Genomic DNA, 20,963 nt, shown 5'->3' with positions numbered 1-20,963 from the left:
GTCTGGCAGTTGCCTCAGTTGCCCTGCGTGCCCTGCTGGTTGACGCGGTTGTTCGAACCCTGGAGGCGGTCGATGTGCTTGCTCGCCTCGGCCTTCGTCAGCGTGGCGGGCAGCGTCTCGCCCGCCTCCTTGGCGAGCGTGTCGAGGTACGACTTCTGCGCCTCGGTCATCGGCTCGTCGCCGGTGGCCCACTCGTCGGGGTCCCGCTGCGGGGAGGCATCGTTCGGGCCACCCTGCGTCGGCTCCGTCGCGCCGAGCATGTCCTGGCCCTGCTGAGCCTGCTGAGCCTGACCGTTCGGGGCACCCGGAGCGGGCGCCCCGAGGGTTTCGTCGGGCTGATTCGTATTCATGTCAGTCATGCTCGTGAGGCTAGACCGAGGCACCGACAACCGCTACACCCTCGGGCGTGATTTCGCCGGCGCGACGGAGGCGCACAACAGATCGGGCGCACCGTCAGACGCGTCATGCCGTCGCCGGATCGCCGGCGAGACCTCCAGGGACAGAGCGGGCCGTGCCCTCGGGGGCAGGGCCGGCCGGCACCTGGTCGGAGGCACTCAGCTCACTGGTTGGGCGTACGGGGGCTGGTGCCGCCGGTCGTCTTGTCGGGCACAGCGTCGGCGCCGTTGACGACGTTCGCCTCACTGTCGGTGCCGAAACCGCTGCCGCCTTCGGAGACCTCCCCGGCGCCGCCGGGCTTCTGGCCGTCCGCGTCGTCGTTCTTGGCTGCTTCGTGGATGTCTTCGCGAGTCATGTCTTCACTCTAGGACGCGCAGGCCGCTGGTTCACCACCCACGCGGATGGTCGGACGCGGCGAGCGCGCAGCATCGCGAAGGCGTCGAAGAAACCCTCGGAGAGGCGTTTCGACGCCGTTTCGGGTTGACTAGAGGGCAAAGTGCTCGGCGCCCCGGCGCCGAACGAGCCTCTGCCGAAAGGTGAACCGTGCCCTCGAAGAACACCGGTGCCCGCCACAACGCCGGCCTCGCCGCTGCCGGCGCCAGCCTGGCCGGAACGGCCCTCACCGCCCTCACCGCGGCACCCGAGAAGATCTCCTCCCTCGTGCATCGCCGCTACCCGACGGTCGCCGTCACGGGCATGACGGGCGTCGGCAAGACGCGCCTCGTCGACCGTCTCGCGCGCCGCACGAGCCCCGACGCCGTCACCGAGGCCGGCTCGGCGACGATGGAGCGTCGGACGTCGAAGTCGCCGCGGCTCAAGGGTTTCCGCTTCCGCGTCGTGCCCGGCGACAACGCCGCGACGCGCCTCGCAGCCCTCGACGAGGTGTTCTACGAGGAGCCGGTCGACGGCATCGTCCACGTCGTCTCCTACGGCCACGCGACGCCGCGACGCGCCGGCGGCACGAGCGGCGCCGCGCCCTCACGCACGCGCGACGAGCAGCTCGCCGCGGAGCTGGAGGACTGGACGATCACCGCGCACCGCATCGCCGCGATGGCGGTGCGCCGAGCCAAGCCGATGTGGGTCGTCATCGCCGTGACGAAGGCCGACCTCTACCCGAACGACATCGACGCGGCCGTCGACTACTACTCACCCGGCAGCAGTTCGCCGTTCGCCGCGAAGCTCGACGAACTGCGCTCCCTCGCCGGTGGAGCGACGATCTCGATCGACGTCCTGCCCGTCAGCGCCGAGAACTCCAAGGAGCTCGACGCCCTTGTCGGCAAGCTCGAATCCCGCATGGCGGCGCTCAGCGGCCACCTGTGACGTGAGCGAATCGGGCTGCCGGGCACGGGTTTCAGCCGGGTCGTCTCGGTCGGCATGGCGCCTTCACCACGGCCGCCATCTCTGCCACAGTGGAGGTGCGGCACGGCGTGACGTGTCGGTACCGTTCGACGACAAGGGGAACTCATGCGCACCGTCCCAGCTCTCACCGCCGCGGGCCTGCTGACGCTCGCGCTCGCCGCGTGCGGAAATGGCCAGGACGGCGCGTCGCAGAACGCCACGGTGGCGCAGCCGTCCGCGTCGTCGACGACGCAGCAGGCCGCACCGAGCCAGACGCCCTCCGAGCGCAGCTCTTCCGCGTCGTCGTCGACGTCCCCGAGCACGCCCTCCAGCACGGCCGCGAGCGCCTCGTCCACGTCGCCGAGCACGAGCGACGGTGCGTCGGCGAGCGACCCCGCAGCGCCGCAGGCGAGCGCAACAGGCTCGGGCGCGGCGCCGTCCGGCAGTCAGGACTCGGCAGGGCCGACCGCCTCGGCGAGCAGCGCGCCGTCGACGAGCGGCACCGCGACGGCATACGCCTACGCCGCGACAGGATGGTCGCAGTTCACGACGCCCACGGGCCGCAACTGGTGCGACATGACGAAGGGCGTCGTCGGCTGCCACCTCACCCCCGAGGTGTCGGCGAAGCACGGCGGCGCGAACTACGTCATGCTGACGCCGAAGGGCGTCGGTTTCCTCACCGGTGACCCCGGTTTCGACACCGACGGCGAGGCTGCGCGCTGGACGTCGAGCGTGCCGAACGCACCGGTGACGACGAAGGACGGCACGGCCGTGCTCGACTACGGCAGCAGCTTCACCTCCGCAGGAACGACGTGCACGAGCAACGTCAGCGGCATGACGTGCACGAACGCGGTCGCGAGCTTCACCGTCAGCACCGGTGGGGTGACGATGACGGGCAAGCTCGATCCGACGCGTCAGAACTGACGGCCCGCCAGATCATTGCCCGCAAACGCGTCGAGGATGACGATTTCCGGGCGATGATCGCTGACGGCGAGCGCGCTCAGCGGCGCCCCACGGCGTCGATGATGGCATCCTCGCGCGAGCCGGGGTCGACGTCGAGCACCTTCGCCCAGGCCGGCACCATCTCGGCGCCGAAGTAGCGGTGACCGTAGCCGCCGGGCACCTCGTTGGAGACGAGCATGTCGGCGCTGACCTGCCAGAAGGTGACGAACGGAGCCCAGCTCATCTGCGCCATCGGCGTGTTGTCGCGCGTCTCACGCAGCCACTCGGGTGAGTTGAACATCAGGCGCGGCGACCACCACACGACGGGGTCGGACGGGTGCTGCAGGTAGACGACGCGCGGTTTCTGCCACGCGCCCAGAGGGCGGTCGTACTCGTCGGCGCCCAGCTGCGACGGCTCACCGGCGAAACGGATGTGGCGTCCGCCGTTGACGACGGGGTCGATCGTCGTCGAACCGGGCGCGCGCTCACGCGTCAGGCGTTGCCGGTTCGGCGAGAACGCGGGCGTACCGCTGAGGACGCCGCCGTCGGTGCGCTCCAACATCTGCTGCGGCGAGTCGAACGAGTCGTCCGCGCCGTAGGCGCCGAGCGATTCGCCGGTGAAGTACACCTTCGGGCGCTGGGCCGCGGGCATCGCGTCGACGCGGCGCCGCACCTTCTCGAGGAGGATCTGCGACGCCTTGCCGGGGTCGCGTGGCGCGGTGAGCAGGCCGAATGCCGACGGCAGGTTCGAGTACGCCATTCCGACCGCAGCGGTGTCGCCGCCGAGCAGGTACTCGAAGGACGCGGCGCCCCACAGGTTGACGTAGCCGGTGCTCGTCGGCGTGATGACGAGCATCGCCTTGCGCTTCCAGGCGTCGGTGCGGTCGAGCTCGGCCACCGCGAGGTCGGCGCTCTTCTCCAACGACTGATTCGCGCCGACGAACACCCGCACCGGCTCCTTGGCTGGCGTCTTCGTCACGTCGGCGATCTGCTTCGCGTCCGGCCCCGCGGCGACGAATTTCGCGCCGTCCTGGCCGAGGCTGTTCCACGTCAGTGGCGAGCCGGGGCCACCACTGCGCAACGACGACGTCGGTGCGTGCTCACCGCGCGGCATCTGCTTGTTGACGCGGTCTGCGTTGCCCCCGACGACGGCGAGGACTGCGGGTTCGACGACGACGTCGATCGCCACGACGACCGTCGCGACCGTGATGACCGATGCGACGAGACGGGCCGCTGCCTCCCGCACGATGCGTGAGGAGACCTTCGTGAGGAAGAAGCGGGTGAGCCCGGCGAGGCCGCGCCAGACGAGGATGAACAAGACGAACACGACGACCGCGACGAGCGTCGAACCGGTCGGATACCACCACCCCGGCCCGTCGACGTCGACCTGGCGGCTGACCTCCCGCTGCCAGTCGATCGTCGCCTGCGGGAAGCTGATGACGATCAGGGCCGCGAACGCGATGCCGATGCGGCCGAGCAGCACGCGTCGACGCGGGTTCATCGTGACATGCAGGCCCAACCAGCGCGCCGTCGCGTGGGCGAGACGCCCCAGCGCGAGGCCGAGAACGTACCCGCACACCCCGCTCAGCGCCGCGACAAGACCCTGCATCCACCAGGGGCGCGGCAGCAGTGACGGCGTGTTCGCGATGATGTAGAACAGCGCGGCGAACACGAGACCCGTGTGCGAGAAGCGTGCGAGGAGCAACCTGACGCGCGGCGGCGCGGGGGCTGCGGTGGACGGCATGAGGCTCCTCGGATCGGGGTCTGCCCCATGGTCTCAGAGCGGGCACGACGCATGCGCCCCGGTCGCGTCGTCACCGTGCCGGGCTCGCGGCCACGCAGGTTCGACGCGCCGGGGCGCGTGCGTCGTGTTCAGGTGGGGCGTGCGCGTGCGTCGTGTCGTGCCTGCCGACGCTCGCGGCAAACCACCGCGCTCAGCGGCGGCCGCCGTCAGCTCTCGTCGGCGTCGGCGTGCTGGCCTTCGTCGGTGCTGCCCTCGTCGCTGCGACCGCCGCTCGCGACATCATTGTTCTCGCCGCCGTCGCCGCCGGTCTGGGCGCCGGGGCCGCCATCCTGCTGGTCGACCTCGGGGGTGTAGTTCTCGCTGCTCGTGTCACTCATGGCACGAACCTACTCCCGTGACGGCGCCGCGCGCCACCGTCCGCCGGGGTGCAGCCCGCCGATGGGACGACGCATCCGCGACGCGTCAGGTCGCCGGCCCGGTCACGCGCCGGGCCGCGCCGCGTCAGTGGCGCGTGACGAGGACGGGGCAGTCGGCGTGCGTGACGCAGTAGCCGCTGACGGAGCCGAGAAGCATGCCCGTCAGCTCGCCGTGGCCGCGGCTGCCGAGCACGAGCAGCGCCGCCTCCTTGGAGCGCTTGACGAGCACATTGCGCGTGTCGCCCTCGATGACGTGCGGTCGCACCTCGATGCTCGGGTGGTCGGCCTGCACCTTCGCGACGATCTCGTCGAGCATCTGCGTGCTCTCCTGCGCCGGGTCGAAGTTGGCTTCGAACGCCACGGCGTAGCCGTAGTTGGTGGGCCACTGCCACGTCGCGAGGGCCTCGAGCGGCTGCTTCGTCAGCTCGGCGTGCTGCGCGGCCCATTCGAGGGCGCTCAGCGACGACGGCGATCCGTCGACTCCGACGACGATGGGCTTGGTCGTGTTGTCAGCCATCCGAGGCACCTCTCGTGAATGTTGCGATGAGCCCGACGCCGGGTCTCACCTTCACGCTAGGGCCGCGACGCGCCCCGGGGCCAGGGACCTTTGGCACGGATCGAGCGACCACCCCATCGAACCCGGACGAACATTGCCCGCGAACGCGTCATCATTGACGCGTTCGCGGGCAATGTTCGTCCGGAGCCCTCGGCTTCGGGCGCTCAGTGAGCGTCGGCCGCGTGGCGGCCCGTCCTGCGGTGCGGGTTGGTGAACATCACCGCGGCGATGATGCCGACGATGAGCACCGCGGCCGGCAGGTACAGCGTCTCGCCCATGGCGCGGGCGAACTGCTCGGCGACCTGCGTCGGCATGTGACCGCCGCCCGCCTGATGCGCGCCACCCGCAGCCTGCTCACCAAGGTGGTGGCGAAGGCGCGAATCCATGAGGGAGGCGACGGCGGCGGAACCGATGACGGCGCCGATCTGACGTGTCGTGTTGTAGATGCCCGAACCTGCGCCGGCGAAGCGCGGTTCGAGGGTGCGCGTCGCCGTCACCGAGAGCGGCGCCCACATGAACCCGTTGGCCACACCGAGCAGGCAGGCGATGGCGAGCAGCCACCAGATCGACGTGTCGGCGCCGAGCATCCGGCCGTACCAGAACAGGGCGACGGAGAAGCAGACGAGCCCGAAGCCCGCGAGGATCGCGGGGTGCTTGCGGTCGACGAGACCACCGACGACAGGGGCGAGCAGACCGGAGATGACGGCCATGGGCGCGAGCAGCAGCGCGGCCTTCGTCGGCGAGTAACCGAGCACGGCCTGCGCGTAGATCATGATCGGGAACGACATGGCCGTGATCGCGAACCCGACGGACGTGATAGCGATGTTGGCAAGGGAGAAGTTGCGGTTCGCGAACAGGTGCAGCGGCACGAGCTGCTCACCCCTGTATCGCCGCTCCCACAGGATGAACAGGACGAAGAAGACGAGGCCGAGGATGATGAGCAGCGGCACAGAGATGATGCCCGTGATCGTGCCCCAGTCGTACTGCGCGCCTTCTTGGATGCCGAACACGACGCAGAAGAGCGCGACGGCCGACAGCGCGACCCCGACGAGGTCGAACTTGTGCGCGTGACTCGGCAGCGACGGCACGAGCTTCCACGCCATCGCGAGACCGATGAGGCCGACGGGCACGTTGACGAAGAAGATCCACTCCCACCCGGCATGGTCGACGAGGACACCACCGAGGATCGGGCCGACGAGCGTCGCGACACCCGCCGTCGAACCCCACACGCCCATGGCCTTGCCACGACCGTCCGCGGGGAAGATGCGCGTGATGATGGCCATCGTCTGCGGCGTCATGATCGCCGCACCGAGACCCTGGACGACGCGCGCGGCGATGAGGACGCCGACATTCGGGGCGAAGCCGCACGCGGCCGACGACAACGTGAACACGGCCAGGCCGATGAGGTAGAGGTTCTTCGGGCCGAAACGGTCACCGAGGCGTCCGGTGATGAGCAGCGGCACCGCGTAGGCGAGCAGGTACCCGCTCGTCACCCACAGGACGTTGTTGAGGCTCGTGTCGAGCTTGTCGACCATCGTCTCGGTCGCCACGGAGACGATCGTCGAGTCGACGAGGATCATGAAGAACCCGATGAGCAGGGCGCTCAGCGCAGCCCACGGGTTGATGTCGGGCGCGGCGCCCGGCGTCTTCGCGCCCGCATCTGCCGCAGTTCGGCGCCCCGACGCGGACTGCTGCGGCGGGGCGCCCGTGGCGGCGGACGCGCCCGCGTCAGAGTGGGCGGCGCCTGCGGCGGGAGCCGCAGGCGCGCCCGACGTCGCGGACGCGTCGTCGGTCAGTGGCTGGTCGGCCATGTGAGTTCCTTCGATTCGATGTCATGGACGACGGAGGCGATGTAGTCGCGCTCGGTCGTCAAAGTGGCGAGGCGGTGTTCGTGGGCGAGCATCCAGATGCGTTTCGCGCCCTGGTTGCGCCCCTGCTCGAGGCTGTCGCGCATCTGGGCGATGTGCTCGTCCAGGACGGTGACGCGCTCGGTGAGCAGGCGCGCCGCGCGTTCCGGGCCGAGAGCCTCGAGCTCGCCGAGGGCGAGGGAGAACGAGAAGTAGGGGTTCTCGACGACGGTGATGGCGGAGCTGATCCACGCGACGAGGAGCTCGCGCCCCGCGTCCGTGAGGCGGTACGTCGTGCGGGGCGGGCGGTTGCCGTCCTGCTCGGTGCCCACGACCTCCGCGAGGCCGCGCGCCACGAGCCCGTCGACCTTGTGGTAGAGCGACGCGGGCCGCAGCTTCACCCACTGATCCTCCCGGCGCGCGCGGAGGGTCTGGATCATCTCGTACGGATGCATGTCGCGCTCCGCGAGAAGACTGAGGACGGCGACCGCCAGCGGCGCCACTTCCAGGGGGTCTGTTGTGGTCACGCGATGACTATTCCACATGGACTATTCAAAGACGAAACCCTCGTTCCCGTGACCTTGCTCACCCGCCCCGTACGCAACGGCGATCTACGTCCACCTCTGCGAATTTCGTCCACCTTTGCGGCTCATGGCCACATCGGCGGTTCTTGGTCACATTCACCCCTGAGCGAAGCGCACGGCTGCCCCGGCGCGACGCCCGTCGCGCCGGGGCAGCCGTAGACGTCAGGAGAGGTCGGCGAGGATCCGCTCGGCGAGGGCGCCGGTCGACTGCGGGTTCTGACCCGTGTAGAGGTTGCCATCGGCCCCTGAGGTCGCGGGTCGTACCGTGAGGGCATCGAGCAGACCCTCGCTGACTGACCGGGCGAGCGAGTCTGTCAGCCACGAGCAGAGCACGAGCGCGTTTCACGTGAAACACCACACCGTCAGGCCGCGGCGCCCTCACCCTCGACGAGGCCCTGCTCGACCCAATCGCGCGCCGACAGGCTCGTCAGCGCATAGACGACGAGCAGGTCGACGGAGAGGGACAGCAACGCGCCGAACGTCGCCCGCGTGCCCTGCAGGTACTGCCACATCTGGCTCGCCTGCGACAGGGTGACGAGAGCGATCATGATGAGTCGCGCCCACACCCCGCCGAAGAACGTGCGGTACGCGAGCCACAGGATCGGCACATACGTCAATACCCCGATCCACAGGGCGACGTTCGTCGGCAACTCGGCCGGAACGTCGCCGAGGACGTCCCGGCCGTTCGGCCCCAGAACACCGTCGCCGCCCCAGACGAGCGCCGCCATCGACACGAGGGCAGAGGCCACCGCGAGCACGCAGGCCGCGACGATCGATGGCGGGCGACGCCCCACCGTGCCGAGCACCTGCCCGTCCTCGCTGGCGCCGTACACCGTCGCGCCCGGGGCGACGGCAACGGCGGTGAGGTCGACGACGGGCAGGTCGCCGTCCGTCATCACTGCGTCGCCGCCGCCGTTGCGGCTGTGGTAGCCGCTCGTGAAGTCGTGGAGCATCTCGACGCTGACGGCCGGATCGGCGTCCGTCACCGTGCGCAGCACGTGGTCGCGTTCGGTGTCGATGTCGCGGGCGATACGGTGCGTGACCTGCAGCGTGAAGAACGACAGGCCGACGCCGGAGTCGAACGTGCCCGACGCGAGCCAATCGACCCGCCGGCCGCCGGGCAGCAACCACTCGTCGGGCGTCGGCCAGAACCGAACGTGGTGACGTTGCGACGGGTTGCCGTCCACCTCCTGCTGGTAGGCGAACTCCTGCGTGCGCCGAAACAGCACGAGCGGGCTGACGGGCGCCTCGGCGTAGCTGCGGCGCAGCAGCGACGACACGACGATGCGGACGCTCGACCCGAGCGTCACCGGGTCGGCCTTGACCCACCCGGCGCGCGTCATCGTCTCGTGGATCTGCTGTTCGTCGCCGATGAATGCGAGGTTGAGGGGATCGCCGAGGCGCCCGTCCGTCGTACGGCTGCAGCCGATGAAGTAGTCGGGCACGTAGATCGTCGTGAGGACGCGGTGCAACCGTGGCAGCGCCAGGTAGGCCATGACGGCCCAGAACCCGACGAGCAACAGGAGCAGCGACCACGACCACGTCGCCTCGCGTAGCAGCAGCACGGCGAAGACGAACGAGCAGATCATGACGGCGAAGAAGAAGACGTTCTCCAGCCATGCCAGCCCGAGATGCCGACCGAGCCCGCCCATCATGACGACCGGCTCAGCGGCCTCACCCGCGCCGGATTCGCGGACCGGGGCCAGGGCGCACGAGGGGTCGGTGCTCGCGCGTGTCTCGCTCGAGCGTCCGTCGCGTTTCATGGTCCTCCCACCCCTCACGACCCCCTCCGGACGAGGGTCCGCACCCCATTGTCCCCCGCGTTCGCCCCGCATCCCGGCCGGCGGCGTGGCGGTGGCCGTCGCAGTCGACGACCGAACGCCGATGCGCCCACCGTCGGCTGTCGAAGTTCTCGGCTCGAGCTCTCGTGTTCCACGTCACACACGGCAATACTGAAAAAGGAGGTGTGCCCAACACGCACCGACTCGAGAACAGGAAAATGCCATGAACCGTTTTGTCCGCACCACATGCTTGACGACGTTCGCCGGAGCCGCCCTGTTCAGCGCCCCCGCCTACGCAGCCCCCACGGCCGGGCCCGGCGTGTCGGCGACTCCCAGCATCACCTACACGACCGACGGCACCACCGTCGCATTCAACTTCAACCTCAAGGGCACGCAGCACCATGCCAACGGGCCGGATCACACGACGACTCGTACCCCTGGCCCCATGTCCATGAGTGTCGACTTCGGTGACGGCAAAGGCCGTACCGGCGGTGATTCCGGCGTCCTGCAGTGCACCTCGAAGGGCGTCTCGCCACTCAACTTCTCGTCTCCTTACCAGTACCGCTACACCAAGCCCGGCACATACAAGGTGAAGCTCGACTTCTGGTACTGCGGTGACGCCAACAATTCCCACGTCACGAAGACCGTCGACGTGAAGATCGGCGCGTCGGCGCAGCCCGTGCCCACGCCGTCCAAGCCGGGAACCCCCGGCGGCACGACGACGGGCTCGACCACTGTGGGCCCGAAGGTGCAGACCGACATGACGCACGAGGGCAGCTCGACGAACACCACCGCGGCGTTCGCGGGCGGCGCGCTTCTCGCTGCAGCGGGCGGCACGCTCGTCGTTCGCCGTCGCACCCGATGACGGATCCGGCGAGCGGCCAGTCTTGATGGCGGCCCTCGACGACACCCGGCATCGGAACGGCCCGAACCTCCCGAGAGGTTCGGGCCGTTCTGCGTGTACCCAGCCGGGGCGCCGGGCAGTGGCTCAGGTGAGTTCGAGGTACTCGTCCCAGCCACCGGGCGGCGTCTCGCCGGGAGCGAGGGCCTGCAGCTTCTTGACGACCTTCGGGTCCTGCGCGTCCATCCAGTCGCACAGCTCACGGAAGGACACCATCTTCGCGTCCTTGTGCGCGGCGACCTTGCGCATGACCTCCTCGACGGCGTCCATGTAGATGCCGCCGTTCCAGCCCTCGAAGTGGTTGCCGATGACGAGCGGAGCGCGGTTGCCCTCGTACGAACGATTGAACCCGGCCATGTAGGAGTCGACGGCCTGCTTGCGCCACCTCGCGTGCATGGCGGGGTTACCCTTCGTCACCTTCGACTGGTTGAACATGATGTTGTAGTCCATCGAAAGCACCTGGAAGCGCGTGCCGGCCAGCGGGATGGACTGCAGGCTCATGTCCCACAGCCCCTTGTCCTTCTTCGGCCACATCTGCAGCGTGCTCTTGCTCGTGTCGTAGCGCCACCCGAGCTTCGCGGCCTCGGTGCGCAGGTTGTCGCCGCCCTCGAGGCAGGGCGTTCGTCCGCCGATGAGTTCCTTGTCGTAGTCGAAGGGCAGCGGCGGAAGGTCGTGGAACCCGGTGTTGGTGCGCCAGTTCGCGACGAACGAGCGGGCCTGCTCGATCTCGCTGCCCCAGTCGCTCGGCGACCACGTCGAGCCACCCGTCGGGCCGCAGAAGTGGCCGTTGAAGTGGGTACCGATCTCGTGGCCCTCAGTCCACGACTCACCGATGCCCTTGATCGTCGCGTGGACGCAGTCATCGGGCAGGAAGTTGATGTCGGTCGCACCAGGCTTGTGGTGCGGCGCGTGGTAGAGCGTCTTCTTGCTCTCGGGCAGGAAGTAGATGCCGGAGAGGAACAGCGTCATGTGCGCGCCGGTTTCACGTGAAACCTTGCGGAAGCGCGACAGCAACGGGTTGTCGACGAGCTCGGCCGCACCGTCCCACGACACGACGACGAATTGCGGCGGCACGTCGCCCTTCTTGAGCTTCTTGGGCTTGTAGAGCCCCGGCTGCGGGCCGGTGTCGCTCATCGACCCGTCGCCGATCGTCTTGCCCTGCGGGCTCGCCGACGACGCCGACGCCTTGGCCGAGCTGCCGGCCTTGACGCCCTTGCCGGAGCCGTCCGACTTCGACGACGTGCTGCATGCGGCGAGCGCCCACACGCCCGCGCCGCTCAGCACGGTGCGGCGCGCCACCGCAGCCTTCGACAGCGCCTTCGCGGTGCCGTCGTCGCCTCGTCCATCGTTCGTCGTTCCGTTGCCGTCAGCGGCCATGCTCACGTGTTCCTCCCGTTTGCCCCCGGTGTTCTTGTCTGCCGTTCCACAGTACGCGGGACCCCTGACGAGCGCCCAAGTCGACGCGCCGGACGGTGCGTCAGAGCAGGTCCTCCATCGCACAGCAGAGCACCTCGACGGCCGTCGCCCGCGCGCGGCAGGTCGACATCGGCACCTGGCCGAAACGGCCTCGCGCGACGGGGCTGCGGTTCAGCGCCCGGGTCGCGTGCTCGTCCCAGGTGACGTCGACGAACCAGGCGCCGTCAGCCTCGACGACCGCGCGCACGCGACCGAAAGCGCACACCTCTTGGCGCACGGCGAGATAGGCCCAGATGACGTCGCCCGCCCGCATCGTGCGGTAGCCACTGCGCAGGCACCAGCGTTCGAGTGGCTGCGAGCGCCCGATGGCAGCCCACACCGCCGTGGCGTCCGAGCGGGTGCGCCAGTCGTCGGGCTGGTGCTCGGCGTGCGCTGCGGGGTTGATGGGCAGCAGCCAGTGGGCGTCCGAGCGCGACGGCGTGGCTACGGAATCGATACTCGTCAGCTTTCCACGCCGCCGCGGTGTTCCGCCTAGTCTCGCTGGCATGACCGTGAATCACCTCACCGACGAGGATTTCCTGGCTCTCTACGGCCGGTGGGCGCCGCTGACCCCGAGTGACGTCAAGCACTTCTTCGCGAGCTACCCCGGCTTGTGGTGGATCGCCGGGGGCTGGGCCATCGAGGCCTTCACGGGTGCATCACGCGAACACGACGACATCGATCCGTCCGTACTGCGTAATGACCTGCCCCTGCTTCGACGTCATCTCGCAGGACGCCTGCACGCCTGGGCCGCCGCGGCGGGTTCATTGACCCCACTGCTTCCCGACGTCGACGCGGATGGCGCGCCTGACGACGTCCTCCCGCGCGGGTGCGGGCAGATCTGGGCGAGGCCGGATGCCGCGAGCGCCTGGGAGTACGACATCCTGCTCAGCCCGGGGAGCGAGCAAGAGTGGGTCTACAAACGCGATTCCCGCCTTCGCCTCCCGATGACGCGAGCCCTGTGGGAGCGAGACGGCGTGCGGTACCTCCGGCCGGAACTGCAACTGCTCTTGAAATCGCGCGGGTTACGCGACAAGGACGAGCGCGACTTCACCGTCACGGCGCCACTGCTCGAGCGTTCGACACGAGAATGGCTGCGGGATGCCCTGACGCTTACCGAACCGAACCACCCCTGGATCGCTCGGCTGGACGATCTCGGCGCGTGATGTCGTACGGCTCGCGGTGACCTTGCCCGAGATCGCGTCGGGAACGACGCGATCTCGGGCAAGGTCATCACGTTCAGCCGTGCACCGCGGGCGCTTGGCCCTGACGTCGCGCCACCACGCGGTGCACACCCTCGAGCGCGGCGACGCCAGCGAGCGCGCAGGCAGCCGCGATCGCCATCCTCGACAGGTTCGTCGGGTCGAGCGAGAACCAGCGACGGGTGAACGGCAGCAGGAACATCGGGACGTAGGCGAGGAAGCACGCCGTCACGAGCGCGAGACGCAGGCGGTCGAGCGGACGCGCGACGATGACGAGCACCCACCAGCTGCACGCGATGAGCGTCGTGAGCGTCGCCGTCGCGATCTGGGTGTGCCCGGCGCCGAACCCTGCGTCGGTGACGGCGTCCGCACCGCCGCCCTGGCCGTGGCGCACGAGCAGGTAGCACGCGAGCGTGACGGCGGCGATGACGAGCCCCGACGGAATCGCGAACCGCATGACGCGCGGCACGAATCCGCTGCGCGCTCGTTCGCTGTTGGGCAGCAGTGACAGCACGAACGAAGGAACGCCGATCGTGAACCAGGCGGCGATCGTCAGGTGGATCGGCTCGAACGGGTACGCGAGCGAGGGCGTGTGGAACAGGTGCGCCCCGAGCCCGAGCAGGCCGATGACGAGGGCGAGCGTCACCGCGTAGATCGTCTTCGTGAGGAACAGGTGAGCGACGCGTTCGATGTTGCCGATGACGCGGCGGCCCTCGGCGACGACGTGCGGCAGCGTCGCGAACTTGTTGTCGAGCAGGACGATCTGGGCGACGGCGCGTGTCGCGTCGCTGCCGGAGCCCATGGCGACGCCGACGTCCGCGTCCTTGAGGGCGAGGACGTCGTTGACGCCGTCACCGGTCATCGCGACGATGTGGTCGCGGCTGTGCAGCGCCCGCACCATCGCGCGCTTGCCGTCGGGCTTGACGCGCCCGAACACGACGCCCTTGTCGAGCGCGTCGGCGAGTTCGGCTGTGTCCGTGGGCAACTTGCGTGCGTCGAGCGCCTGGTCGGCCTCGCCGAGGCCGAGGGATTCGGCGACGGCGCCGACGCTGCGCGCGTTGTCGCCGGAGATGACCTTCACCTCGACGCCCTGGTCGTGGAAGTACTCGAGCGTCTTCGCGGCGTCGGGGCGCACCTTCTGCGCGAGCACGACGAGGGCGCGCGGCGTCAGCTCGCCGGGCGCGCCGTCGGCGTCGACGCGCGTCTCCGCCTCGGCGAGCAGCAGCACGCGAGCGCCGCTCGCGCCGACCTCCGTTGCGCGCTCACCGTCGGCGCTGTCGGGGTCGAGCAGGATGTCGGCGGCGCCCATGACCCAGTTGCCGTGCCCGGCGAACGAGACGCCCGACCACTTCGTCGCGGAACTGAACGGCGCCCGCGCCTCGACGCCCCAACCCGGCGCATCGCCGAACGCGTCCTTGACGGCGAGCATCGTCGCGTTCGGGTGCTCGTCGGCGTGCGCGAGGGCGGCGAGTGCCTCCTTCGCACTGCCCTCGTCGGTGTCACCGAGCGGTTCGACGCGTTCGAGCGTCATGCCCGGCTCCGTAAGGGTGCCCGTCTTGTCGGCGCAGACGACATCGACGCGCGCGAGGCCCTCGATCGCTGGCAGCTCGTTGACGAGGCACTGACGGCGCCCGAGGCGGATGACGCCGACGGCGAACGCGACGGACGTCAGCAGCACGAGGCCCTCGGGCACCATCGGGGTCAGTGCGGCCACCATGCCGAGGACGGCCTGCTTCCAGTCGTCGCGCGCGAGCAGCAGCTGGTTGACGATCGTGATGAGGCCGGCGGGGATGAGCAGGTAGGTGATGACCTTGAGGATGCTGTCGATGCCGCTGCGCAGTTCGGAGCGCACGAGCGTGAATTCGCCGGCGTCGGCCGTGAGCTTGGCGGCGTACGAATCTCCGCCGACGGCGGTGGCGCGCATCAGCCCCGAGCCCGCGACGACGAAGCTGCCGGAGCGCAGGTCGTCGTCGCTGCGCTTGTCGATCGGGTCTGATTCGCCCGTCAGCAGTGACTCGTCGACGTCGAGGTGGTCGGCGCGCACGACGACACCGTCGACGGCGATCTGCGAACCGGACGACAGCTCGACGATGTCGCCGGTGACGATGTCCGTCGTCGGGATCTTCTTCGCCTCGCCGTCGCGCCGTACCGTCACCTCGGCCGTGTTGACGATGCTGAGCTGCTTCAGCGTGTGACGGGCGCGCAGCTCCTGCGCGATGCCGACGATGCTGTTGATGACGATGGCGAGCCCGAACAGCGCGTTGCGCAGCGAGCCCGTCGCGACGACGAGGGCCACGAGGATCGCGAAGATCGCGTTGATGCGTGTGAACAGGTTCGCTCGAACGATCTGCCACGTCGAGCGCATGCCGTCGTCAGGGGCGTGGTTGACCTCCCCACGACGCGTCAGTTCCTCCACCTCGGCCGTGCTCAGGCCCGCCTCGTGCTGTTCCCGCTCTCCCATCGACCCATTGTCTCGTGACGGCCTCCCCCGCGTGGCGCGAGGGCCGGGCCGAGACTCAGGGTGGCGGGTCACTCACAGGTAGGCGGGCAGCTGCGCGCCTACCTGTGAGTACCCGCCATCATGGGCTGCGATCAGATCTTCGACGCGCGATACCCCGCCTTGATCGCGGCAGCCGGCGTCGAGAAGCACATCTCGGGTTGCGTCTTGGCGTAGAAGCGCTGGCCGGGCCTGTGGAAGATGTGGCTCGACGCATTGCCCTTGATCGGCGCCCAACTGGGGCAGTTGACGCTGCCCTTCGGCATGACGATGGCGCTGCCGCGCGATGGCGCGGGGGCCGTGACCTTGACGTAGACACGCGTCGATGTCGAGGCCTTGTTCGTCGACGTCGCCTTGAGCTGAACACTCCAGTATCCGCTCGCCTGCGGGGCCATCGACGTCGCGAAGTTGCCGCGCGCATCGGCCTTCAGCGTGCGCTGCGCGGTGTTCGGGGCAGAACCGTCAGCGTCGAAGAACACGACGACAGACGCACCCGGAGTCGCCGTCCAGGTCTTCGCCAGCTTCTGCGCCTGGCCCTTGAGCGTGATGCTCGAGCCCTTCGTGACCGTCGTCGGTGTCACGGCAAGGTTCGCGACGCGCGTCGTGACGGTCGCCGCGGCCAGGGCGGGCGTGGCGGTGAAGGCGGTGGCGGCGGCGAGCGTCGTCGCGCCGGCCAGGGCGAGGGCACGGTTCATCTGGGCGTTTCCTTCGAGGTGGGAGGGGTGACGGCCGTCGGCACGTCACCGCCGATCCTAGAGGTCATTGCGCTTTCAAGTTCTTGCTTTGCCCGAATCTCGCCGCTGGGCCGCCTGCCTCGTCGAACGGGGGCTGATTTCGTGGACACTGGCGACGGGCCACGTCGTCTGCCGGTCAGCGCCCCGTGTAGGTACTGAGCCACGCGAACGCATCGGGCATGACGCGCTGGTACGTGCCGAAGTTGTGGCCACCGCCGTCGACGACCTCGAACTTCGTCGTGAGGGGTGCCCGCGCAGCCGCCATGAACGCGCGGGTGTTCTCGATGCCCTCGTCACCACCCTCGGCCTGGCCCATCGTCGCGAAGATCGCGCTGTGGGGAATCGGCAGGTGCTGGATCCGCCACGTCAGGTCGTTCTCCTGGTGCAGCTTCTCCTGCCCACCGAACAACGAACCCGTCATCTCGTCCTCGTGCGGGCTGAAGTATCCGGACAGGCTTGCGGCGGCTGAGAACTGCTCGGCATACATCAGCGCGAGTTTCGCCGCACTGCAAGCAGGTCGACCTCTCTCTCAAACCCCATCGTTGTCGGCACGTTCTGAGACGATCCGTTCGAGAGCGGTTTCGAGAGCCAACACCCGCGTCGTGAGGTCGGCGGCAGGCGCTCGGGGTGGGCCTCTCGAGAACGATCATGGCGGAGAGTCGTGGCGCTGAACTTCTTGCCGGGTGCGAAGGTCACGGACCTGCGGGAGCTGGAGTCGAAGCGGACGTGCATCAAGGGCTCCGCGACGCGTACCGCTGAGGACATCGAGACGAGCCAGTCGTTCAACATGAGCGAGGTCAAGGCGATCGCCTCGGACAACCCCCTCATCCTGGAGAAAGCCCAGGCCGACCAAGACCTGTCGGTCCTGGAAAGCCTGCCGACCGCGGGCACCGGCGATCACAGACCCAGACCCGGCAGGCGGTTGACGCGGCGAACACCGCGATCAGTAGCTACTCGCGACGCATCCCGGCGCTGAATGACGCGATCGTGGACCGCACCGAGACGAAGGGTGACGCGTTCCGCGCCACCGTCGCGGGCCAGGTCTTCACCGAGCGCGTCGAAGCTGCCAACGCCATCCGTGAGCACCTCGGCGCAGCCGCGTCACGCGCCCGCGTCACGCGAGAACCTGTCACGCTCGAGGCCCTGGTGACGCTGGGCGGGCACCGGTTCGACGTGGTCGTCGACTCCAGCCTGGGTGTCACGAAGGCGAACCTCCAGATGCAGGCAGCCCCCGACGACGTCTTCGTGCGTGACGACGCGTTCGCGCTCATGGGACTACCCGGGTCGCACGGCGTCGTCACCAAGATGGAAAACGCTCTCGCCGGCATGGAAGGAGCACTGACGAGGGCGGAGCAGCGACTCGACGCAGCACAGCGCGACAAGGTGACGGCCGAGGCGAACCTTGGGCAGCCCTTCGCCCGTGAAGCCGAACTGCAGGCCGTGCGTCACAAGGTCGCCGAACTCGAGCGAGTGATGCGCGGCCAGGACTCGGACGAAGAGCAGGGAGAACCGCAAGAAGAGGTCACCACACCGGTCGCCCCGCAGGCTCAGGCCACCGAGACCGCGGCGGCGACCAGGGGCCATCAGGATGAGGATGAATCGGCGCTGTGGGAGCAGGCGTGGGATGAGTGGGAGACCGACTCAGCTTCGCCGTCCCCGCCTCGCACCCAGCAGCAGATCAACGCCGAGGGTAGCCCGAGAGTGCGTGATGCGCTGGCAGCGCGCCATCAGCGCCACAGCGACTACGGCGACTCTCCTTCCGGACTCTCTCACCAGGGTCCTCAGATGAGCTAGCAGGACGACGGGGGTGGTGAGTCCAATGGACTCACCACCCCCGCTCCGTGGGCGCCCGGAGTGACACCCTCGCTCACACCCCCTTGGTGAGCGGCTTCCCGCCTGCGCAGGACGTCGCGACCTGCCTGATAAGCCGTTGTCGGCGCCACGTGCCACGATGGCTGGCGGGATGAATCGCAAGGACGGGCACGTCGCACCGATCGGGGTACGCGCCGGCATCCCCGAAGACCCCGACGAACGCCCGTGGGAGCTTCCTCGTGGGGTCGCACCGCGTGATGGGCACGTCGAGTTGTATGTCGACGGCGAGTGGGTGCAAGCCCTGCTCATCGAGCAGCGTGTCGAAGGTTCGCTGTGGCACTGCCGCGTCGTGTGGGCAGAGCGCGGCGTCGAGACGCGGGTGCGTAACGAGTGGGTTATCCCCGCGCGCATACGGCCGCGCACGGGTCCCACCCCGAGCCCGCAACAACGCGACGAAGCTCCACACCCCCCAACCCCATAGATTCCCCGGAATTCCGGGGTTGTCGGTGTGCACGACTAGGTTCTCACCAAGGAAGGAGGCACCCCATGACCACTCGTGAAATCTTGCGCGCATACCGCGTCCCCCTGGACCCGACCGACGCACAGACCGCAGCACTGGCCTCTCATGCGGGCGCCTCCCGCGCCGCTTTCAACTGGGCCCTCGGCGCCAAGGTGCACGCCCACCGCATGTGGAGCGCGTGCGTCGCCGATCTGACCTACACCCGCTACGGCCACCTCGACGCAGATCAGGCCCTCGCCGCCGCGAAGAAGGACGCCTCGCGCTACTACCGCATCCCCACATCCCAAACCAACGAGAAGGCGTTCGACCGCGACCCGGATTACGCCTGGCGCACCGAGGTCAACCGCCGCAGCTGGGTCTCGGGGATGCGCCAAGCTGACACGGCGTGGCAGAACTGGCTCGACTCCCTGACAGGTCGACGCGCCGGGCGGCGTGTCGGATACCCCCGCTTCAAGTCCAAGGGGCGCTGCCGCGATAGCTTCACCCTGGCCCACGACGTGAAGCGTCCCAGCATCCGCCCGGACGGCTACCGCCGACTGACGCTGCCGAAGAAGATCTCCGTCACCGGCTCCATCCGGCTCAAGGGCAACATCCGCCACCTCGCCCGACGCATCCGTCGCGGCGTGGCACGCATCCAGTCAGCCACGATCTCCCGCGCGGGCAACGGCTGGTCAGTGAGCATCCTCGCGCTGGAAACACTCGACATCCCCGACCACCCCACCCCGCGCCAGCAAGCCGCAGGCGCGGTCGGGGTCGACGTGGGTGTGCACCACCTGATGGCTTTCAGCGACGCCACCATCATCGACAACCCGCGCCACCTGCGCGCGGCGCAGAAGCGGCTGACCCGCGCCCAGCGCGCCTTGTCGCGCAGCAAGTGGCGCCTACCCAACGGCGACCTCATCGACACCCCCAAGCGTGGCCAACGCGTCACACCCACGACGGGCCGCGTCAAGGCTCGAGCCCGTCTCGCGCGAGAGCACGCCGCTGTCGCCCAGCACCGCGCGAGCACACTGCACGCCATCACGAAGCAGCTCGCGACCTCGCACGCCGTCGTCGCTGTCGACGACCTCAACGTCGCCGTCATGACGCGCAGCGCACGAGGCAGCATCGACAAGCCTGGCCGCAACGTCGCCGCGAAAGCGGGCCTCAACCGTTCCATCCTCGACGCGAGCTTCGCCGAGATGCGGCGACAACTCACCTACAAGACTTCGTGGTACCGATCGCAGCTCCTGCCCTCAGGGTGCTTCGTTCCCACGAGCAGGACGTGTTCGACGTGCGGGGCGGAGAAAGCCAATCTGCCCCGGTCGGAACGCGTGTACCACTGCGAGAACTGCGCCACGGTGCTTGACCGTGACGTCAACGCGGCGAAGAACGTCCTTCGCACCGCTCTCGCATCCCACGACGCCCCCGGCATGGAGGAGTCGCAAAACGCCCGTGGAGGGCGCGGTGAGACATCTGTCGCGCGACGTTCTGCGAAGCGGGAAGACCCACCGCGAGGTGGGCCACCCCGGCCGTGTAATCGCGTCCGGTCATCTCCCCCCGACGGGGAAGCGAAAGTGAGGGCAAATGCTTCCCCCACCAACTGCAAAGCGCGGAAACACAGCACCCCGCAAGGGTCGGCCCCGCGCACGCGGAGATGAGCCCAACAAACCGAACCGCGGCGCGCTACTCAAGATGTCGGCCCCACGCACGCGGAGATGAGCCCCGGGGTCACCGCCCGCTGTGGCTGGGGTGATCGTCGGCCCCGCGCACGGGGAGATGAGCCCGCCGGCACCGAGTTCGGCATCCTCATCGTCAAGTCGGCCCCGCGCACGCGGAGATGAGCCCGGTTCGTGTGGCCACGGGTTCACCCTCCGCAGATCGGCCCCATACACGCAGAGACGAGCCCGAACTCGGTTGAGGTGACGCGCCATGCGGCGTGTCGGCCCCGTGCACTCGGAGATAAGCCCCGGCTCGCTGCCACACGTTCACGTCATCATCAGTTGGCTCCACGCACGCGGAGTGCAAAACGCATCATCTGGAGACGGTTTTGGCGCCCTGAGTTTGGCCAAGGGTTTTGCACACCTCTGAGAGACGCTGGGGGTCGCATCTGAGCACCCTGCTGCTCGGTGTGCAGAGACGACCCCTGCCGATCAGCTATCGGCGGGGCGAGACATGCAACTTGCGGGTTCTATAAGCAGCAGGCCAATGCCGTGTCGGTTCCCGCTGTGGCACTGACTGCCGCGCTGCCGATCGCAA

19 protein-coding genes, 1 pseudogene and 1 CRISPR repeat array are annotated in these 20,963 nt (G+C 68.8%); of the genes and pseudogenes, 7 read left to right on the top strand and 13 right to left on the bottom strand.

Annotation, left to right across the window (positions count from 1 at the left end):
- Positions 1 to 14: 14 nt before the first annotated feature.
- Positions 15 to 359 carry a DUF3072 domain-containing protein gene (locus HMPREF0321_RS06120; RefSeq protein ID WP_253184123.1) on the bottom strand — a complete coding sequence of 115 codons (345 nt, stop codon included), beginning with the start codon at positions 357 to 359 and terminating at the stop codon, positions 15 to 17.
- 200 nt (positions 360 to 559) lie between these two features.
- Complete coding sequence (locus HMPREF0321_RS06115; RefSeq protein WP_040014585.1) at positions 560 to 751, bottom strand: hypothetical protein; 192 nt, start codon at positions 749 to 751, stop codon at positions 560 to 562.
- 188 nt (positions 752 to 939) lie between these two features.
- Here HMPREF0321_RS06115 and HMPREF0321_RS06110 point away from each other — a divergent pair, with 188 nt between their 5' ends.
- Complete coding sequence (locus tag HMPREF0321_RS06110) at positions 940 to 1,716, top strand: GTPase domain-containing protein (RefSeq protein ID WP_006945132.1); 777 nt, start codon at positions 940 to 942, stop codon at positions 1,714 to 1,716.
- Between the two features lie 144 nt (positions 1,717 to 1,860).
- Positions 1,861 to 2,658, top strand: a complete 798-nt coding sequence (locus HMPREF0321_RS06105; protein ID WP_006945005.1) for a hypothetical protein — start codon at positions 1,861 to 1,863, stop codon at positions 2,656 to 2,658.
- 76 nt (positions 2,659 to 2,734) lie between these two features.
- On the opposite strand, the gene HMPREF0321_RS06100 is transcribed toward HMPREF0321_RS06105, so the two are convergent.
- The 6 genes from HMPREF0321_RS06100 to HMPREF0321_RS06080 all read right to left on the bottom strand — a co-directional run bounded on the left by HMPREF0321_RS06100 (position 2,735) and on the right by HMPREF0321_RS06080 (position 9,586).
- A complete protein-coding gene (locus tag HMPREF0321_RS06100) occupies positions 2,735 to 4,420 on the bottom strand; it encodes an alpha/beta-hydrolase family protein (RefSeq protein WP_006945014.1) in 1,686 nt (561 codons plus the stop codon).
- A 206-nt stretch (positions 4,421 to 4,626) separates the two neighbouring features.
- On the bottom strand, positions 4,627 to 4,797 hold the full coding sequence (locus HMPREF0321_RS16420) for a hypothetical protein (RefSeq protein ID WP_006945135.1): 171 nt from the start codon (positions 4,795 to 4,797) through the stop codon (positions 4,627 to 4,629).
- A 124-nt stretch (positions 4,798 to 4,921) separates the two neighbouring features.
- On the bottom strand, positions 4,922 to 5,353 hold the full coding sequence (locus HMPREF0321_RS06095; protein WP_006945137.1) for a universal stress protein: 432 nt from the start codon (positions 5,351 to 5,353) through the stop codon (positions 4,922 to 4,924).
- Between the two features lie 203 nt (positions 5,354 to 5,556).
- Positions 5,557 to 7,203 (bottom strand): DHA2 family efflux MFS transporter permease subunit, encoded by a 1,647-nt coding sequence (locus HMPREF0321_RS06090; RefSeq protein WP_006945093.1) that lies wholly within the window; start codon positions 7,201 to 7,203, stop codon positions 5,557 to 5,559.
- A complete protein-coding gene (locus HMPREF0321_RS06085; protein ID WP_040014584.1) occupies positions 7,185 to 7,766 on the bottom strand; it encodes a PadR family transcriptional regulator in 582 nt (193 codons plus the stop codon). The genes HMPREF0321_RS06090 and HMPREF0321_RS06085 overlap by 19 nt, the downstream gene beginning before the upstream one ends.
- Before the next feature lie 419 nt (positions 7,767 to 8,185).
- Positions 8,186 to 9,586: an LssY C-terminal domain-containing protein gene (locus tag HMPREF0321_RS06080; RefSeq protein ID WP_006945191.1), complete on the bottom strand. Its 1,401-nt coding sequence runs from the start codon at positions 9,584 to 9,586 to the stop codon at positions 8,186 to 8,188.
- A 241-nt stretch (positions 9,587 to 9,827) separates the two neighbouring features.
- Here HMPREF0321_RS06080 and HMPREF0321_RS06075 point away from each other — a divergent pair, with 241 nt between their 5' ends.
- Positions 9,828 to 10,469 carry a hypothetical protein gene (locus HMPREF0321_RS06075; RefSeq protein ID WP_006945172.1) on the top strand — a complete coding sequence of 214 codons (642 nt, stop codon included), beginning with the start codon at positions 9,828 to 9,830 and terminating at the stop codon, positions 10,467 to 10,469.
- A gap of 123 nt (positions 10,470 to 10,592) precedes the next feature.
- Here HMPREF0321_RS06075 and HMPREF0321_RS06070 read toward each other — a convergent pair whose 3' ends face one another.
- Complete coding sequence (locus HMPREF0321_RS06070) at positions 10,593 to 11,882, bottom strand: hypothetical protein (RefSeq protein ID WP_006945171.1); 1,290 nt, start codon at positions 11,880 to 11,882, stop codon at positions 10,593 to 10,595.
- Between the two features lie 100 nt (positions 11,883 to 11,982).
- Positions 11,983 to 12,468, bottom strand: a complete 486-nt coding sequence (locus HMPREF0321_RS06065) for a hypothetical protein (RefSeq protein ID WP_006945048.1) — start codon at positions 12,466 to 12,468, stop codon at positions 11,983 to 11,985.
- On the opposite strand from HMPREF0321_RS06065, the gene HMPREF0321_RS06060 reads away from it, so the two are divergent.
- On the top strand, positions 12,467 to 13,126 hold the full coding sequence (locus HMPREF0321_RS06060) for a hypothetical protein (protein ID WP_006945081.1): 660 nt from the start codon (positions 12,467 to 12,469) through the stop codon (positions 13,124 to 13,126). The two genes, HMPREF0321_RS06065 and HMPREF0321_RS06060, sit on opposite strands and share 2 nt — an antisense overlap.
- A 73-nt stretch (positions 13,127 to 13,199) precedes the next feature.
- Here HMPREF0321_RS06060 and HMPREF0321_RS06055 read toward each other — a convergent pair whose 3' ends face one another.
- From HMPREF0321_RS06055 to HMPREF0321_RS06045, 3 genes are all read right to left on the bottom strand, one after another.
- The gene (locus HMPREF0321_RS06055) at positions 13,200 to 15,623 is read right to left on the bottom strand and encodes an HAD-IC family P-type ATPase (RefSeq protein WP_006945097.1); all 2,424 of its coding nucleotides are present in this window, start codon (positions 15,621 to 15,623) and stop codon (positions 13,200 to 13,202) included.
- Positions 15,624 to 15,754: 131 nt separating this feature from the next.
- Positions 15,755 to 16,354, bottom strand: a complete 600-nt coding sequence (locus tag HMPREF0321_RS06050) for a hypothetical protein (protein WP_040014583.1) — start codon at positions 16,352 to 16,354, stop codon at positions 15,755 to 15,757.
- 175 nt (positions 16,355 to 16,529) lie between these two features.
- Positions 16,530 to 16,880 carry a hypothetical protein gene (locus HMPREF0321_RS06045; protein WP_040014582.1) on the bottom strand — a complete coding sequence of 117 codons (351 nt, stop codon included), beginning with the start codon at positions 16,878 to 16,880 and terminating at the stop codon, positions 16,530 to 16,532.
- Positions 16,881 to 17,054: 174 nt separating this feature from the next.
- Between HMPREF0321_RS06045 and HMPREF0321_RS06040 the strand changes: the two genes are divergently transcribed.
- The 3 genes and pseudogenes from HMPREF0321_RS06040 to HMPREF0321_RS17375 all read left to right on the top strand — a co-directional run.
- A complete protein-coding gene (locus HMPREF0321_RS06040; RefSeq protein ID WP_006945045.1) occupies positions 17,055 to 17,369 on the top strand; it encodes a hypothetical protein in 315 nt (104 codons plus the stop codon).
- Between the two features lie 11 nt (positions 17,370 to 17,380).
- Entirely contained in the window at positions 17,381 to 18,187 is an 807-nt protein-coding gene (locus HMPREF0321_RS06035; protein WP_006945138.1) for a hypothetical protein, read from the top strand.
- A 564-nt stretch (positions 18,188 to 18,751) separates the two neighbouring features.
- Positions 18,752 to 20,095 (top strand): annotated as a pseudogene (locus HMPREF0321_RS17375) (RNA-guided endonuclease InsQ/TnpB family protein); the annotation flags it as partial.
- Between the two features lie 245 nt (positions 20,096 to 20,340).
- Positions 20,341 to 20,674: a CRISPR direct-repeat array (repeat unit 29 nt; unit sequence GTCGGCCCCGCGCACGCGGAGATGAGCCC).
- Positions 20,675 to 20,963: the final 289 nt, after the last annotated feature.

Source organism: Dermacoccus sp. Ellin185 (assembly GCF_000152185.1).
In the GTDB taxonomy this organism is placed as follows: Bacteria; Actinomycetota; Actinomycetes; order Actinomycetales; family Dermatophilaceae; genus Dermacoccus; species Dermacoccus nishinomiyaensis.
This window is presented reverse-complemented; position numbering and strand designations above follow the sequence as displayed.